The organism is Cupriavidus sp. GW821-FHT07C08, assembly GCF_059419025.1.
The window spans coordinates 80,938-98,149 of sequence record NZ_JBWKQZ010000009.1 but is presented as its reverse complement, the minus strand read 5'-3'; the positions used below and the strand labels follow the sequence as shown (position 1 = coordinate 98,149).

Below are 17,212 nucleotides of genomic sequence, written 5' to 3'. Positions count from 1 at the left end.
ATGAACATGATGAGCAATAAAGAAGTCGGCTTCGCCGACCTGCTGCAGAACGGCCAGACGCTCAAGCAGCACCGCGACGGCATCATCGAGCGCACCAAGGCCACCGGCCACTACAACGGCCTCGAGAAGCTGGAATTCCGTGACAGCGACCCGATCGGCTACGAGAAGCTGTTCTCCAAGCTGCGCGGCGGCCTGGTGCATGCCCGCGAGACTGCCAAGAAGATCGCCGCCAGCCCCATCGTCGAGCAGGAAGGCGAACTCTGCTTCACGCTCTACAACGCCGCCGGGGACTGCGTCCTGACTTCGACCGGGATCATCATCCACGTCGGCACCATGGGCGCGGCGATCAAGTACATGATCGAGAACAACTGGGAAGCCAACCCCTGCATCAACCCCGGCGACATGTTCACGACCAATGACTGCGCCATCGGCAACGTCCACCCCTGCGATATCGCCACCATCGTGCCGATCTTCTGGAAGGGGCGGCTGATCGGCTGGGTGGGCGGCGTCACGCACGTGATCGACACCGGCTCGGTGACGCCGGGCTCGATGTCCACCGGCCAGACCCAGCGCTTCGGCGACGGCTACATGATCACCTGCCGCAAGACCGGGGTGAACGACGAGCCGCTGCGCGACTGGCTGCACGAGTCCCAGCGCTCAGTGCGCACGCCCAAGTACTGGATCCTCGACGAAAAAACCCGCATCGCAGGCTGCCACATGATTCGCGACCTCGTCGAGGAAGTGATTCGTGCCGACGGCATCGAGGCTTACGAGAAATTCACCTACGAGGTCATCGAAGAAGGCCGCCGCGGACTGCAGAGCCGTATCAAGGCCATGACCCTGCCGGGCAAGTACCGCAAGGTCTCCTTTGTCGATGTGCCCTACAAGCATGACGACGTGCAGGTCTCCAACGCCTTCGCCAAGCTCGACTCCATCATGCATTCGCCGGTGGAAATGACCATCAGGCCGGACGGCAAGTGGCGCCTCGACTTCGAAGGCGCGAGCCGCTGGGGCTGGCATACCTTCAATGCCCACCAGGTGGCATTTACTTCCGGAATCTGGGTGATGATGTGCCAGACCCTGGTGCCCACCCAGCGCATCAACGACGGCGCCTACTTCGCCACCGAGTTCCGCCTGCCAAAGGGCACGTGGTGCAACCCGGACGACCGCCGCACCGGCCACGCCTACGCCTGGCACTTCCTGGTCTCCGGCTGGGCGGCGCTGTGGCGCGGTCTTTCCCAGTCCTATTTCAGCCGCGGCTATCTGGAAGAGGTCAACGCCGGTAACGCCAACACCTCGAACTGGCTGCAGGGCGGCGGCATCAATCAGGATGGCGAGATTCACGCGGTCAACAGCTTCGAGGCCAGCTCCTGCGGCACTGGTGCCTGCGCGGTCAAGGATGGCCTCAACCATGCCGCCGCGATCTGGAACCCGGAAGGCGACATGGGCGACATCGAGATCTGGGAGATGGCCGAGCCGCTGCTCTACCTCGGCCGGAACGTCAAGGCCAACTCCGGCGGGTATGGCAAGTACCGTGGCGGTTGCGGCTTCGAGACACTGCGCATGGTGTGGAACGCCCAGGACTGGACCATGTTCTTCATGGGCAACGGGTTCATGAACAGCGATTGGGGCATGATGGGCGGCTATCCCTCAGCCACCGGCTATCGCTTCGAGGCACACAAGACTGGGCTGGACAAGCGTATCGCCATCGGCGACTCCTTGCCTCTGGGCGGCGACATCGATCCGGGCGACCCGGACTACGAGCGCCACATCGATGCCACTGCCGTGGTCAAGCGTGACAAGCAGTGCATCACCACCGAGGACTGCTACGCCAACCACGACCTGTACCTCAACTATCTGCGCGGGGGCCCGGGCTTTGGTGACCCGATCGACCGGGATCCGAAGGCCATCGAAGCGGACCTCAACCAGAAGTTCCTGCTGCCGGAATATGCGCAGAAGGTCTATGGCGCCGTCTTCACCCAGGACGCCAAGGGCGTGTTCACGGTAGATGCAGGCAAGACCCAGGCCCGCCGTGCCGAGATCCGCAAGGAACGCCTGGCCCGGTCCCTGCCAACCCGCGAATGGATGAAGGAAGAGCGCGAACGCATCCTCAACAAGCACGCGTCCGTCCAGGTGCAACACATGTTCGCCACCAGCTTCGCCCTGTCGGAGAAGTTCACGCGGGAGTTCAAGGCATTCTGGAACCTCCCCGCGGACTGGCGGGTTCTGGAGGAGGAACTGGGCGTGCCCTCTTACGGCGCCAAGCACCGCATGGACCTCTCCCTGCTGCCCGACGTCACCACCGTCGTCCAGGTCGAAGAGTAATCACCGAATCAAGGAGTTGAACAATGTCTGCCTACACCAATGAACAGGTTGCCCACCTCGTCGAAGGCTCCCTGGACTGGGAAACCACCTTCCGCATGCTCTCGATGCCCAAGGATGACAGCCGGTTCGAGCAGTACCTGGCGGCCCTGCAGGCCAAGGTGAGCTTTCCGGACCGCATCGTGCTTCCGCTCGGCCCGCATATGCACATCGTGCAATCGGCCAGCAATAAGAAGTGGCTGGTCAAGTGCGATTGCGGCCACGAGTTCTGCGACTACCGCGAGAACTGGAAACTGCATGCCTCGATCTACGTGCGCGACACGGAGGAGGCGATGACCGAGGTCTATCCGAGGCTCATGGCCCCCGACACCCAGTGGCAGGTATATCGCGAGTACTACTGCCCCGCGTGCGGCACCATGCACGACGTCGAGGCGCCCACCCCGTGGTATCCGGTGATCCATGACTTCGAGCCGGACATCGAGGCTTTCTATAAGGAATGGGTGCACCTGCCGGTGCCAGAGCGCGCCCCGGACTGATCGCAGCGTGAAGAGCGGGGGCAGGCAGTGCCTGTCCCCTGCAGACACCGGTTAAAACGAGAGGCAGCATGAACCCCAACCTTGCGCAAATGCTCGTCCGCACGGCCCGCGCCTATCCCGATCAGGCAGCGCTCTATCTCGGCACCGAGCCGCTATGTACCTTCGGGCAACTCGCCGACCGCGTGGCACGCTGCGCCTGCGGCCTGCGTGACTGGCTCGGCCTGCAGGCCGGGGACCGGGTCGCGTTGGTCATGAAGAACTGCCCGCAGTACGTCGAGCTTTTGTACGGCATCTGGCACGCGGGCCTGTGCGCCGTGCCGATCAACGCCAGGCTGCATCCGCGCGAAATCCAGGGCATCCTGCAGGACAGCGGCGCCCGCCTCAGCTTCGCCGCCGACGCCCAGGCAGTGTCTGGCGCCCGGACCATTGTGGTCGGTTCCACCGACTACCATGCCCTGTTTGCGGCACACGGCATTCCGGTCACCGATGTGTCCGAAGACGCCCTCGCCTGGCTGTTCTACACCAGCGGCACGACCGGCAAGCCCAAAGGGGTCATGCTCTCGCACCGCAATCTGACCGCCATGTCCAGCGCCTATGCCAGCGCGGTCACCCGCATTCTTCCAGGCGACAGCCTGATTCACGCGGCGCCAATGTCCCATGGGTCGGGACTCTACGTGGTCCCCCACATGGCCGAAGGTGCGAGTCAGGTGATTCCACCTTCAGGCGGCTTCGACGCCGCCGAACTGGCGGGCCTCGTCGCCGCACACCAGCGCCCGAGCTTCTTCGCTGCGCCCACCATGCTCAACCGCCTGGTCGAATACGCACGCCGGAGCCGGGCCGACCTCTCCAATCTCAAGGTCGTAGTCTGTGGCGGTGCGCCCCTCTATGTGGAGGACGAGATCGCCGCAATCGAATGCCTGGGCCCCCGCATCGCGCAGATCTACGGCCAGGGCGAAAGTCCGATGACCATCACCGCCCAGTCGTCCGACGAAATCGGCCGCGCCTACGCCGTCGGCGACCTCAAGGCGCTGGCTTCGGTCGGGCATGCCCTGCCCGGCGTGGAGATTCGCATCGCCGATGCCGGGGACCGTGCGCTCCCGGTGGGGGAAGTCGGTGAAGTCCTGGTGCGCGGGCCCACCGTGATGCAAGGCTATTGGAACAACCCGGAGGCCAGTGTGGCGACGCTGCGCAATGGCTGGCTGCATACCGGCGATGTCGGGTGCGTGGACGAGCAGGGGCAGCTCACGCTGAAGGACCGCAGCAAGGACACGATTATCAGCGGTGGCTCCAACATCTACCCGCGCGAGGTGGAGGACGCCCTGCTCGCCCATGCCGCGGTGGCTGAAGTCTCCGTGCTCGGCCGCAGGCATCCCGTCTGGGGAGAGGAAGTGGTGGCCGTCGTCGTACTCAAGGCCGGGATGCGGATGACCCAGTCCGAACTGGATCAGTGGTGCCTGCACCGGATCGCCAGATTCAAGCGGCCGAAAGCCTATCTGTTCGTCAATGCGTTGCCGAAGAACAGCAACGGCAAGGTACTCAAGACCGCGCTACGCGAGCTGTTGGCCCAAGATGGCGAACAGGCGAATGCCAGGACGTGGCGCTGGCAGCTTGCGTAGGCCGAGACTTACAACTCTGTCATCAAGCAGCAATGCATCGGTTGGCATCGGATACATAGACTGCTGTGCACGGCGCGACGATCCGCGCGCCGCGCAAGTCAACAGGAGAGTGTCATGATGCCTACCCGCCGAATCCTCATTGCCGCCGTGTTGCTCACGGTACTGGGCTCCGCAGCGCCCTTTGCCTCAGCGGCTGTCGATCCCGCCAACGATGCCAACGGGACCACCGCCGACCAGGTCCACCGCCAGCGCGACCCCTTCACGGACGGCGCCAACAACAGCGCGCGCGATCCCTACCTCGATGGCGCCCATCTGCCTGCGCATGCCTGAGTCATTGGCCCGGCTCCGCGCGGCCCGGAAAGACCAGCCGGAAGCAGGTCACCTGCCCCGGTGTCGATTCCGCCTGCGCGGTGCCATGGTGCAGGTCCATGATGGTCTTGACGATGGCGAGCCCGATGCCTGATGACTCGCCGGAGTTTGCCCGGGCCGGGTCCGCACGGAAAAACCGGTCGAACAGCTTCGGTAAATGCTCCGCTGCAATGCCCGGGCCCGGGTTCGACACCTCGATCCGCACCTGCGCGCCCATCTCGCGCGCCCACAGGCGCACCTGTGTGCCGGTGGGCGCGTACCGGACCGCATTGGAGATCAGGTTGCCAACCGCGCGCCGCAGCAGCACGGGATCCGCATAAACCTGGCCCAGCGCATCGACGAGAATGGTGATCCCCCGGGCGTCCGCCAGCAGCTCGAAGTAGTCCGCCTGCCGCTCCAGCTCGGTGGCGAGGTCCAGCTCCGCGTAGTGCACCGCCACGCGCGCGTTGTCGGCCCGGGCCAGGAACAGCATGTTCTCGATCATCCGCCCAAGGCGTTCGTATTCTTCCACGTTTGACACCAGCAGCGCCTGGTATTCCTCCACCGACCGGTCGCTGGCAAGCGCCACTTGCGTCTGTCCGAGCAGGTTGTTGATAGGCGTGCGGAAGTCGTGCGCCAGGTCCGCGGAGAACTGCGACAAGCGCTCGTAGCGCTCGCGCAGCCGCTCGATCATGTGCTGCAACGCCAGCGCCAGCTCATTGAGTTCCGCGGGCAACAGCGACGGATCGACCGGTAGCGCTCCGCTGGTGAACGTCACGGCCCGGGTGCCGGCGGCGATGCGACGCAATGGCGCCATGCCGGTGCGCAGGGCGGCATAGCCAAGCCCGCCCGCCGCCAGGGCACCGAGGCACGTCGCGAGAACCAGCTTCCAACGGTAGGCACGCAACAGTGCCATGCGCGACACAGCGACCTGGTAGACCGTGACTTGCACAGGCAGCGGCTGCGCGCCGGCGTGCGCGAACATCGAGATGCCGCGCACAGGCAGTCCGTCGGCGCCGCTCCATGCGCGAATCGATGCCGGCCCGATCGGCGCGCCCGGCGGCAGCACCGGGGCTTCAGGCGGCACGCCCGGCTCCGCTCCCGCTGCCACCAGCGGCGTGCCGTCGGACGCGCTGGCGAGCAAGCCGTACTCGGCGTTGCCAGCGACCACGCCGCCGAGTTCGCGCCATCGCTCGGCGTTGCTCCCTTCCGTCTCGGCCAGTTCGGCCCGGGCGCGGGCGGCCTTGCGCAGAAGCTCCGCGTCGTCCCGCTCGATGATCTGCATGGCCAGCGCGTGATAGAGATATAGCCCGACCCCGGCAAAGGCGCCCCCCGCAATCAGCGCAAAGGCCAGCGCGAGCCGCGCGGTGAGCGAGCCGGCTGACTTCACGACTGGCGCGCTTCAAGGACGTAGCCGATGCCGCGCACGCTGTGGATCAGCTTCGGCGCGAAATGGTCATCCATCTTGGCGCGCAGCCGCCGCACGGCAACATCGACCACGTTGGTGTCGCTGTCGAAGTTCATGTCCCACACGTGCGACGCAATCTGGGTGCGGCTCAGTACCTCGCCATGCCGCCGCGAAAGAAAGTGCAGCAGCGCGAATTCACGCGGCGTCAGGTCGATGCGCTGGCCGCCACGGGTAACGCGGTGGCGAATCAGGTCGATCTCCAGGTCCGTGATCTCGATCCGGTCGGCTTCGCGCAGGGGCCCGCGCCGCAGCAATGTGCGCACGCGCGCCAGCAGCTCCACGAACGCGAACGGCTTGGCCAGGTAGTCGTCGCCACCCAGCTCCAGGCCGCGCACCCGGTCCTCCAGGTCGTCGCGGGCGGTGAGAAACAACACCGGCGTGTCCTTGTGCTCGCGCAGTTGCCTGAGCAGGTCCCAGCCGTTCATCCCGGGGAGCATGACGTCTAGGATGATCAGGTCATAAGCATGCTCCATGGCCTGATGCAGCCCATCGGCACCCGTCACCGCGACATCCACCACGAAGGCCGATTCCGTCAGGCCTTTGCGCAGGTATGCCGCCGTCTTGGGCTCGTCTTCCACCACCAGGATCTTCATTGTCTTGCGCTCCCTGTCGCCGCCGTCTGTATTACATGCCGCGATCATATTCCCGGCGCACCGTGTGCGGAATGACAAGGCTGTAATCGTTAGGACCCCGTCTGATGCCCAGTGATGGCATCGTCGCCGGGGCGCGCCGACAACGCCGTCAAATACAGAGCATCATTCATCGGGTTTACCGCGACCGCGCTGTACGGCAGGGGAAGAACCGGGGCCGGTCAGGTCACGTAGGCTCCGGTGCGCCGCATCGGCCATGCCGCCGCAAGGCATGCCGCGAACAGGCATAACGCGGTCCGAAGGGCTGCGCGCGGGTCGATGAGGCACGCGAGCACCTGTTCGCTACGGCTTTCCCCATACAGGCACCAGGCGCAGAAATGCTCGCAGTTGTTGGTCAGCAGCCTGTAGCGATTCTCGCCTAACCGCGAGCGCGCACGCCGCACGGCTTCATGCCTGACGTACACGGGATCAGCACTTGGTTCGATCAGGACTTCGAATCCGCCAGCGAAATGCGTGATGCTGATTTCTTCGACGGGGCCGCGACGCAGCGACCCGGCAAGTCCGGCGTAATGCACCACTTTGCCGTCGCCTACATAGATGCCATGGTGGCTGTAGCCGCGCCGCGGCGTGACGAGATGGGCACCGAGCGGCGGTTCAGCGCCGGCATCGAGGGGTCGCTGTGCCACGGCTGCGCTGGCGGTGCGACGTTGGTTGGAGGTTGGCTGGCCCATGTTCGAATGCCCAAGCGATCAGGTGAACTTGAGAAAAGCCTATGTCCGGCAACACATTAATAACAATTAAACATTCTTCTACAGTCCATAAGTCTTTGTTTATGCCATGCGTTTTGCTACTGGATCGGCCAGGGAGTATCAACGGCGCCCTGGTTGCGCGCTGAATCGGACCATCGTCAGTCGACTTCACTGTGCGGTTCGGGCGCTTGCGATGCCGGGGACGGCTCCTCAGGCGCGCGCACGCCGGACCGCGCTGGCCGCCAGCAACACCGTCAGTCCGACCGCGAACAGCGGCCCCGCCCTGGCCGCAGCAACGGCATGCACTGTCCCCATCTCCCACGAAGCCATCACCCAGGCCACCACGCCGATGGCCAGCCAGCCGTCATCCACGAAAAGCCCCATCACTTCCTCGGCCACCATCGCCAAACGGCCCCGAGCGGGCGGACGCGCGCCGGCGGCTGCACTTGACAGTGCCGTGGCCGGCTTGCGCAGCCGTTTGCAGAGATGAACCATTGCCAGCGCAATCACGGCGAAAACGCCGATCAGTGCCAGGATTGCCCAGTCTTCACCCGGCCATGACAGGCCGATGCCCTCGCCTGCCCAGAAGGTGCCGAAAGCCGCGAGCATGACACCGACGCCGAACTTGAGCGCATTCTCCGGAACATTGGCCAGCGGCCGATGCAGCCACACGCCGAGCGCCACCACCGCAAGCAAAGCCAGGCCGGCACCAATGGACGCGGGGATGATCATCCGGCCGCCCGCGCCAATCGCAATGACGATGAACACCACCTCGATCCCTTCGAGCATCACGATCTTGAAGGCGGTCGCGAATGCCACCGCATCGATCGCCCGGCCGGATGTTGCGGCTTGCCGGCGCAAGGCTTCGGTTTGCGCGGTGAACGCCTGAGCTTCATCGTGCAGCGGCAAGATGCCCGCCGCCCGCAGCACCGCCTTGCGCAACCAGCGCAGGCCGAACAGCAGCAACAGCGTGCCAACGACCACTTGGGCCACCGGCAGCGGAATCCTGGCGAGCGCGGGGCCGGCGACTGCCACCAATAGCATCAGGGCGGCCAGCGAGGCTGCCGTCCCCAGCAGCGCCGAGCGCCAGCCGCGCACGGCGCCAACCGCTGCCAGCACGATGCTGAGTGCCTCCACGAACTCGACCAGCGAGGCCATGAATGCTGCAAGTATCGAAGGTCCTGCCGAAGTCCACTCAGGCATGTCCCGCTCCAGTTCTTCAGGGTGACAGGGTTCGCCCGCTGGCGCGTGCGGTGCGCTCCAGCGAAGCAATTCCAGACAAGGAGGCCGCTTTTTGCGGCGGTGCTGCGCCGGGGCGCGCTCCGGCCGGCGTCCTGCGCGTGCGACGGCGTGGATTCTATTCAGTGCGGGTGCGTGCAAAGCTGTCAATTCGATTACGGATTTGTCATTCTTGCTCCCCCCGGGACATTAACAATCGTTAATGAATTGCCAACCCAGCCTTCATTCGCGATCGCGCAGAGTGCAACCACCCGCTCTTCACAAACTCCTGGGATGGAGCCTCGATGCCTTCACACAACACACATCGGCGCAGTGCCTGCCTGGCGGCTCTCACGCTGCCAGTCCTCGCGCTCGCGGGCTGCGGTCCCGCAAAGCCTGCGAGTCCAAAGTCAGCGACGCCGGAAGTCACGGTAGTCACGGCCAGGCGCACCAGCGTTCCGGTCTCTGTGGAACTCCCCGGCCGCACTTCCGCCTACCTCATTGCACAGGTCCGGGCCCGTGTCGACGGCATCGTGCAAAAGCGCAGCTTCCAGGAAGGCGCCGACGTCAAGGCCAACCAGCCGCTGTACCAGATCGATCCGGCACAGTATCGCGCCGCCCTGAGCAGCGCGTTGGCAGCACTGCAGAAGGCTGAAGCAAATCTCGCCACCACGACCGCGCAGGCCGAGCGTTACCAGACCCTTGTTGCCGGCAACGCCATCAGCAAGCAGGCTTATGACAACGCGGTCGCGGCCCGCAAGCAGGCCGCCGCCGATGTTGCCGCCGCCAAGGCTGCCGTCGAGATGGCAAGGCTCAACCTGGGATATACCGACGTCGTGGCGCCGATTGCCGGCCGCAGCGGCATTTCGCAGGTCACCCAGGGCGCCTATGTGCAAGGCAGCGCGGCAACGCTGCTGACCACGATCCAGCAGATCGATCCGATCTACGTGGACCTCAACCAGGCAAGCGTCGCCGGCTTGCAGCTTCGGCGCGATGTCGCCAGCGGACAGGTAAAGCTGCACGGCCTGGACCAGGCCAGGGTGACGCTCATGCTGGAGGACGGCACGCAGTATCCGCTGGCCGGCAAGCTCGAGTTCAGCGGCATTACGGTCGATCCGGCCACCGGCTCGGTGACAGTGCGCGCCGTCTTCCCGAATCCGGAGCATGTCCTGCTTCCCGGCATGTTCGTGCGCGCCCGCCTCGAGCAAGGGGTGAATGACAACGCATTCCTGGTGCCGGTCCCGGCCGTCGGTCATAACCCGCAGGGACAGGCAACCGCGCTGGTTGTCGGCCCTGACAACAAGGTCGTCCAACGCACGATCCAGGCACAAAGCACGTCCGGCGACAAGTGGATTGTCACCGGCGGCCTGAGCGATGGCGACCGGGTCATCGTGGCCGGCGGCCAGAAAGTGCAACCCGGGATGCTGGTGCAGGCTGTCGACGCGCAAGCCCGGACCGCGCAGGCCGCGGCCAAAGCGAATACCGGCGGCGCGTCTGCAACGCGCCAGGCTCCTGTGCTTGCGCAGGCAAGATAAGGGCGGACCCTGACATGGCACGATTCTTCATCGACCGCCCCATCTTCGCGATCGTCCTCTCCCTGCTCATCATGCTGGCTGGAGGACTGGCGATCCAGTCCCTGCCAATCGAGCAGTTTCCGCCAGTGGCGCCGCCCTCGGTCCAGATCAGCACCACGTATCCCGGGGCTTCGGCGACCACCGTGCAAAACACCGTGGTCCAGGTGATCGAACAGCAGATGAGCGGGATCGACAACCTGCTCTATATGCCCTCGACCAGCGACGATACCGGCCAGTCGACCACGACGCTCACGTTCGCCAGCGGCACCGACCCGAACATCGCCCAGGTGCAGGTGCAGAACAAGCTGCAGCTCGCCGTGCCATTGCTGCCGGCACAGGTGCAGCAGTCGGGCGTGCGCGTCACCAAATCCACCAACGCGTTCCTGATGGTGATCGGCTTCGTGTCGGCTGACAACAGCATGAACAAGTTCGACATCGCCAACTACGTTGTCTCCAATGTCCAGGATCCGATCAGCCGGATCAATGGCGTCGGCAACATGAACGTGTTCGGTACGCAGTACGCGATGCGGATCTGGCTTGACCCGAACAAGCTCAACAGCTACGCCCTCACCCCGACTGACGTCACTGCGGCGCTGCAAAGCCAGAACGTGCAGATCTCCGGCGGCCAGCTCGGCGGAACGCCGGCCGTGCAGGGCCAGCAGCTGAGCGCAACCATCACTGAAGCGACGCTGCTGCGCACGAGCGAGGATTTCGGCAAGGTATTGCTCAAGGTGCTGCCCGACGGTTCGCAGGTCAGGTTGCGTGACGTCGCGCGCATCAATCTCGGTGCGGAGAGCTTCAACGTCGACAACAAGTACAGCGGCCAGCCCGCCTCCGGCATCGGCATCCAGCTCGCGCCGGGCGGCAACGCGCTAGTCACCGCCGCCGCGATACGCGCCCGCATCAAGGAGCTGGAACCGTATTTCCCGCATGGGCTGAAGGTGGTCTACCCGAACGACGTCACGCCCTTCGTCAAGATCTCGATCGAAGAAGTGATCAAGACCCTAATGGAAGGCATCGTCCTGGTGTTCCTGGTGATGTACCTGTTCCTGCAAAACTTCCGCGCCACGCTGATCCCCTCGATCACGGTGCCGGTGGTCTTGCTCGGCACCTTCGGCGTGATGTCGGCGCTTGGCTTCACCATCAACACGCTGTCGATGTTCGGCCTGGTGCTGGCCATCGGCCTGCTGGTGGACGACGCCATCGTGGTGGTCGAGAACGTCGAGCGCGTGATGCACGAGGAAGGACTGTCCCCGCTTGAGGCCACCCGCAAGGCGATGGGACAGATCAGCAGTGCGCTGATCGGGGTGGCGATGGTGCTGTGCGCTGTATTCGTGCCGGTGGCGTTCTCCAGTGGCACGGTCGGCGGGATCTACCGCCAGTTCTCGCTCACGATCGTTTCGTCGATGCTGCTGTCGGTGTTCGTCGCGCTCTCGCTCACACCGGCCTTGTGCGCCATGCTGCTGAAGCCGCCGCGCGAGGGCCATGGCGAGAAGAAGGGATTCTTTGGCTGGTTCAACCGCACCTTCGACAAAGGCCGGGACAGGTATGTGCATGGGGTCCGGCACGTCGCGGCCCGCTCCGGACGCTGGCTGATCATCTACGCGGCGATCGTGGCTGCCGTGGGCATCATGTTTGTCAAGCTGCCGACGTCGTTCCTGCCGAACGAGGACCAGGGCTTTATGTTCGTGCAGGTCCAGACACCGGCGGGTGCCACGCAGGCGCGCACCGGCGCGGTACTCGACGAGGTCAGCCATTACCTGCTGAAGGATGAAGCGGCGATGGTCGACGCCACCTTCATGGTCAATGGCTTCAACAATGCCGGCCGCGGCCAGAGCCAGGGCCAGTTGTTCGTCCGCCTCAAGGACTGGAGCCAGCGGAACCGTCCCGACCTGACCGCCAAGGCCCTGTCCGAGCGCATCATCAAGCGCTATGCCGCCTACAAGGATGCTGTCATTTTCCCGGTCAGCCCGCCGCCGATCCGCGGCCTGGGCGTTGCCGCCGGCTTTGACTTCGAGCTCGAGGACCGCGGCGGGCTCGGTCATGAGGCGCTGGCCAAGGCGCGCGACCAGCTTCTCGCGTTGGCCAGACAGGATCCGGAGCTTGCGCAGGTGCGCTTCAACGGGCAACAGGACAATCCGACCTTCAAGGTCAATATCGATCGCGAGAAGGCCGCCGCGCTCGGCGTCAGCCTGAGCGATGTCGACCAGACCTTCTCGACTGCCTGGGGCTCGCGCTATGTCAATAATTTCCTCGATACCGACGGACGCATCAAGAAGGTATACGTGCAGGCCGATGCGCCTTATCGCATGAATCCCGACGACATCAATCTGCTCTATGTGCGCAACAGCGGCGGCAGCATGGTGCCCTTCTCCGCTTTCGCGACGTCCGCATGGACCTACGGTCCGCCCGTCCTGCAGCGCTATAACGGCGTCGAAGCCATGGAAATCCTGGGCCAGTCCGCACCGGGCAAGAGCTCCGGACAGGCAATGCTGGCGATGGAGCGGCTGGCCAAGAAGCTGCCCCCGGGTATCGGCTTCGAGTGGACGGGTACTTCACTGGAGCAGCAGCAATCGAGCTCGCAGGCCCCCCTGCTGTACGGCTTGTCGATCCTGGTGGTATTCCTGAGCCTGGCCGCCTTGTATGAGAGCTGGTCGATCCCGGTCTCCGTCATCATGGTGGTGCCGCTCGGCATCCTGGGCGCGCTCGGTGCCACGTCATTGATGGGCCTGTCCAACGATGTTTACTTCCAGGTCGGGCTGCTCACCACCATCGGCCTGTCGGCAAAGAACGCCATCCTTGTCGTCGAATTTGCGCGCGAGCGTCACGCCCAGGGCCTCACCGCGCTGCAGGCGGCCATTGAAGCGGCACATATGCGCATGCGGCCGATCGTGATGACCTCCATGGCCTTCATGCTTGGGGTGCTGCCGCTGGCGCTGGCAAATGGCGCGGGCTCCGCCAGCCAGAACGCCATCGGCACCGGGGTGATAGGCGGGATGTTGACCGCCACCTTTGTTGCCACGTTCCTGATCCCGATGTTCTATGTCGTGGTCAGCAACAAGCTTGGCAAGAAGAAGCCGGCCGAGCCGGCAGCATCCGCGATGGCCGCGGCTGACCAAAGCGCCGGAGGACACTGAGATGAAGCGATACCGATACGCAGCCAGCGCACTGCTCGTGACCCTTGCCGCCGGCTGCTCGCTGCAGCCCGTGTACCAGCGACCGGCAGCCCCGGTGTCGGCCGCGTTTCCGGCGGGCGAGGCCTACAAAACCGCTTCTGTCGGGACAGGCAGCGCCACGCTGCCGGCCGCCGGGATCGGCTGGCGCGATTTCCTTGCCGATCCTCGCCTACAGCGGCTGGTCGAACTTGCATTGCAGAACAACCGCGACTTGCGCGTCGCTGCGCTGAATGTCAGGAAAGTCCAGGCGCAGTACCGCATCCAGAATGCGGCACTGTATCCGCAGGTGAACGCTGACGCGAGCGCTTCGGCCAAGAGCACGTCGCCCGGCGGTTCCACCACCGGCGTGGGCGCCTCCCACAGCTATTCGGCGGGCCTTTCGGCGTCCTGGGAGATTGACTTCTTTGGCCGCCTGCAAAGCCTCTCGGATGCGGCATTCGAGCAGTACCTGGCAAGTGCCTACGCGCGCCAGGCGGCCGAGATCCTGCTGGTGTCCGAGATCGCTGACCAGTACCTCACCACGCTCGCTTACGACGAGCAACTCGCGGTGACGCAGAGCACCCTGGAGACCGCGCAGGCAGCCTACAAGATCGTGAAGCTGCAGTTCGACACAGGCACCGCGTCCGAACTGGACCTGCGCCTGTCGGAGACCACGGTCGAGCAGGCACAGGCAAATTACGCCGCCCAGGTCCGCTTGCGCGCGCAGGCCGAGAATGCGCTGGTACTGCTGGTCGGCCAGCCGCTGCCGCCCGACCTGCCTCCCCCGGTCAGGCTCGGCGACCAGCCGATCCTGACCGACCTTCCGGCCGGCCTGCCCTCGGATCTGCTGCAGCGTCGTCCTGACATCCTGCAGGCCGAAGCGGCCCTGCGCTCGGAGAATGCGAACATCGGCGCCGCGCGCGCGGCCTTCTTTCCGCGCATTTCGCTGACAGGCACCCTCGGCACGGCCAGCGCGGCACTCGGTGGCTTGTTTGCAGGCGGATCCAGCGCATGGTCTTTCATCCCCTCCCTGGTCATGCCGATCTTTACCGCTGGCGCAAACCAGGCCAACCTGGATGTGGCGACGGTGCAGAAGGACATCGGCATCGCGCAATACGAAAAGGCCGTCCAGACCGCGTTCCGGGAGGTTGCCGACGGGCTGGCGGCGCGCGGCACCTATGACAACCAGCTTGCGGCACAGCAGCGCTACACCGATACCCAGCAGCGCCGGCTGGAGCTGGCCAACATGCTCTACACGAGCGGCACCGACAGCTATCTGAGCGTGCTGACCGCACAGACCGACTTGTACAACGCCCAGCAGGCACTGGTCACGACCCGCCTGAACCGCCTGACCAGTCTGGTCGACCTGTACCGCTCGCTCGGCGGCGGCTGGATCCAGCGCACCGGCGATGCGCCGCGGCAGGCGGCAAGTGCCTCATAATTCCCGGAATCGTGAGGATGGGCGGTCGGATCACCGCGAGGCTGGCAACCAGAACACGCTGTGCCTAATATTTCATCAGGCCGTGCCTGGAGACCAGGTATTGCGCGGGCGAGGTCCGACGCAATCAAAATGGCGAGACCGGATTCATCATGAAACTACTGATCGTCGAGGACAACGAGCGCGTCGCCCAATTCCTCAAAAAGGGATTGAGCGAGGCGGGCCACACCGCGGATCACGCCGACAACGGACGCGACGGCATGTTCCTCGCCGCAAGCGAGCCTTACGATGCGATCATCATGGATCGGATGTTGCCCGGCGGCATTGACGGCCTGGCGATCATCGAGGCGTTGCGCAGGACCGGAAGCAAGGTCCCTATCCTGATCCTGAGCGCCCTTTCGGATGTGGACGATCGCATCCGGGGTCTCAAGAGCGGCGGTGACGACTACCTCGTCAAGCCCTTTGCCTTTGGCGAGCTGCTGGCACGCCTCGACGCACTGCTGCGGCGTTCGCAGGAGGGCCGGGCCGAGACCACGCTCACGCTGGGTGACCTCTCCATGGACCTGCTTGCGCATAAGGTAACGCGGGCGGGCAAGGCCGTCGCGCTCCAACCGCGTGAATTCAAGCTGCTCGAATACCTGATGCGCCACGCCAACCAGGTCGTGACGCGAACCATGCTGCTGGAAAACGTGTGGGACTATCATTTCGACCCACAGACCAATGTCATCGACGTCCATGTCAGCAAGCTGCGGCAGAAGATCGATGACGGCAGCGGGCGGCAATTGCTGCGGACCATTCGCAACGCCGGCTATATGCTGACAGCAGATGATTAAGCGCTTGCGCTTTTCAGCGCTGAACGTCGGGCTCGGCTATGTAGCCGTGAGCCTGGTCGTGCTTACCCTGTTCGCCACACCGCTCTTGTACGCCTGGCACAACACCATCGAGCAAAGTCGCACCGAAATGCTACAGGCCGATGCGCGGAATATGGCAAATCTCTTTGCCAGGCACGGAGCCGATGCCCTGGTCACGGCCATTGAAACCCGGGTCGGCGGGCAACTTGAGGATGTCGAAACCACCATCATCCTGTTCACTGATCCGGCACTGGCGAAGCTTGCCGGCAATTTGCCGGCATGGCCCCGCGAGGTTCCCGCATCGACTGGCATGCACGCCGCGTCAATCGATGTACGCGAGCGGGTGGTAAGGGCCGTGCTGATCCACAAGGTACTTCCCGGGGGCTATCACCTGATATTGGGGCGGGACGTCAGCCGCTTTGAAAAGCTCGAAGCGCTGTTCATGTCCGCGCTGGCGGGCGCAGCCTGCATGGTCTTGCTGCTCGGCGTAGCGGGTGGGCTACTGGTCCGCCGCACGCTGCTCGCGAAGGTGCACGACATCAACCAGGCAGCCGCTGCCATCATGCAGGGAAATCTCGCACACCGGTTGCCGGCTTACGGCGGTGAAAGCGAGCTCAATACGCTCGTAGAGACCCAGAACCGCATGCTCGACCAGATCGAGCACCTGGTCGAGGGCATCCGGAACGTGTCCAATGCAATCGCGCACGACCTGCGCACACCGCTGGCGGAACTGCGCTCCCGCCTGGAAGAGTTGTCGGTCACCCGGCCTCGCCCGGAACAGACCTTTGCCGAGATCGACAGCGCCATCGCCGACGTAGACCGCGTCATGGGCATTTTCAACGCACTGCTGCGCCTGGCGGAGATTGATTCCGGCACGCGCCGCTCCGGATTCATCGAAGTCGATGCCGCCGCCGTGGCAGGCGAAGCCGCCGAATTCTATCAACCCGTGGCGGAACTCCAGGGGGTGGCCCTGTCTTTCGCGTCGTCCGGGCCGCTCCCGCTGGCTGGCGATCCCTTGTTGCTGGCGCAGGCGCTCGGGAATCTTATCGACAACGCGCTCAAGTATGCCCAGCAGCGCGGGACAATCACAGTCGAGGCGTCACGCCGCGCTGACGGGGCGGTCGTCATCTCTGTATCAGACGATGGGCCGGGCATCCCCGATGACGAGAAGCACAAAGTCCTCGAACGCTTCTACCGCGGCGACGCAAGTCGCAGTACACCGGGTGTGGGATTGGGGCTTAGCCTCGTGGCCGCCGTTGCAAAGCTGCATGGCGGCGCCCTTGAACTGACCGACAATGACCCGGGGTTGCGGGCAACGCTGGTCCTCCTTTCTTAGAGATCGTACTT

General features: G+C 64.5%; 13 protein-coding genes. 9 read left to right on the top strand and 4 right to left on the bottom strand.

Features of this window, described 5'->3' with window-relative positions; all coding sequences use genetic code 11:
• From AC07UK_RS14050 to AC07UK_RS14035, 4 genes are all read left to right on the top strand, one after another.
• Positions 1–2,325, top strand: a complete 2,325-nt coding sequence (locus AC07UK_RS14050) for a hydantoinase B/oxoprolinase family protein (protein ID WP_494685755.1) — start codon at positions 1–3, stop codon at positions 2,323–2,325.
• A gap of 23 nt (positions 2,326–2,348) precedes the next feature.
• Positions 2,349–2,858 carry an acetone carboxylase subunit gamma gene (locus AC07UK_RS14045; protein ID WP_013952967.1) on the top strand — a complete coding sequence of 170 codons (510 nt, stop codon included), beginning with the start codon at positions 2,349–2,351 and terminating at the stop codon, positions 2,856–2,858.
• A gap of 68 nt (positions 2,859–2,926) precedes the next feature.
• Entirely contained in the window at positions 2,927–4,474 is a 1,548-nt protein-coding gene (locus AC07UK_RS14040; protein ID WP_436223408.1) for a class I adenylate-forming enzyme family protein, read from the top strand.
• A 114-nt stretch (positions 4,475–4,588) separates the two neighbouring features.
• On the top strand, positions 4,589–4,804 hold the full coding sequence (locus AC07UK_RS14035) for a hypothetical protein (RefSeq protein ID WP_436223407.1): 216 nt from the start codon (positions 4,589–4,591) through the stop codon (positions 4,802–4,804).
• Position 4,805: 1 nt separating this feature from the next.
• Here the strand turns inward: AC07UK_RS14035 and AC07UK_RS14030 are convergent, their stop codons facing one another.
• From AC07UK_RS14030 to AC07UK_RS14015, 4 genes are all read right to left on the bottom strand, one after another.
• Positions 4,806–6,212 (bottom strand): heavy metal sensor histidine kinase, encoded by a 1,407-nt coding sequence (locus AC07UK_RS14030; RefSeq protein WP_494685756.1) that lies wholly within the window; start codon positions 6,210–6,212, stop codon positions 4,806–4,808.
• The gene (locus tag AC07UK_RS14025) at positions 6,209–6,883 is read right to left on the bottom strand and encodes a heavy metal response regulator transcription factor (protein WP_494685757.1); all 675 of its coding nucleotides are present in this window, start codon (positions 6,881–6,883) and stop codon (positions 6,209–6,211) included. The genes AC07UK_RS14030 and AC07UK_RS14025 overlap by 4 nt, the downstream gene beginning before the upstream one ends.
• Positions 6,884–7,101: 218 nt before the next feature.
• The gene (locus tag AC07UK_RS14020) at positions 7,102–7,611 is read right to left on the bottom strand and encodes a lecithin retinol acyltransferase family protein (protein WP_436223404.1); all 510 of its coding nucleotides are present in this window, start codon (positions 7,609–7,611) and stop codon (positions 7,102–7,104) included.
• 228 nt (positions 7,612–7,839) lie between these two features.
• Positions 7,840–8,787 (bottom strand): COG4280 domain-containing protein, encoded by a 948-nt coding sequence (locus AC07UK_RS14015; protein ID WP_494685758.1) that lies wholly within the window; start codon positions 8,785–8,787, stop codon positions 7,840–7,842.
• Between the two features lie 365 nt (positions 8,788–9,152).
• On the opposite strand from AC07UK_RS14015, the gene AC07UK_RS14010 reads away from it, so the two are divergent.
• The 5 genes from AC07UK_RS14010 (at position 9,153) to AC07UK_RS13990 (ending at position 17,201) form a co-directional block, all read left to right on the top strand.
• On the top strand, positions 9,153–10,382 hold the full coding sequence (locus AC07UK_RS14010) for an efflux RND transporter periplasmic adaptor subunit (protein ID WP_494685759.1): 1,230 nt from the start codon (positions 9,153–9,155) through the stop codon (positions 10,380–10,382).
• A 14-nt stretch (positions 10,383–10,396) separates the two neighbouring features.
• Complete coding sequence (locus AC07UK_RS14005; RefSeq protein WP_494685760.1) at positions 10,397–13,558, top strand: efflux RND transporter permease subunit; 3,162 nt, start codon at positions 10,397–10,399, stop codon at positions 13,556–13,558.
• Between the two features lies 1 nt (position 13,559).
• Positions 13,560–15,017, top strand: coding sequence for an efflux transporter outer membrane subunit (locus AC07UK_RS14000; RefSeq protein ID WP_494685761.1), 1,458 nt, complete (start codon positions 13,560–13,562; stop codon positions 15,015–15,017).
• Positions 15,018–15,166: 149 nt separating this feature from the next.
• Positions 15,167–15,847, top strand: a complete 681-nt coding sequence (locus AC07UK_RS13995; protein ID WP_114135028.1) for a winged helix-turn-helix domain-containing protein — start codon at positions 15,167–15,169, stop codon at positions 15,845–15,847.
• The gene (locus AC07UK_RS13990) at positions 15,840–17,201 is read left to right on the top strand and encodes a sensor histidine kinase (RefSeq protein ID WP_494685762.1); all 1,362 of its coding nucleotides are present in this window, start codon (positions 15,840–15,842) and stop codon (positions 17,199–17,201) included. Before AC07UK_RS13995 ends, AC07UK_RS13990 begins: the two co-directional genes overlap by 8 nt.
• The last annotated feature ends 11 nt before the right edge of the window (positions 17,202–17,212 follow it).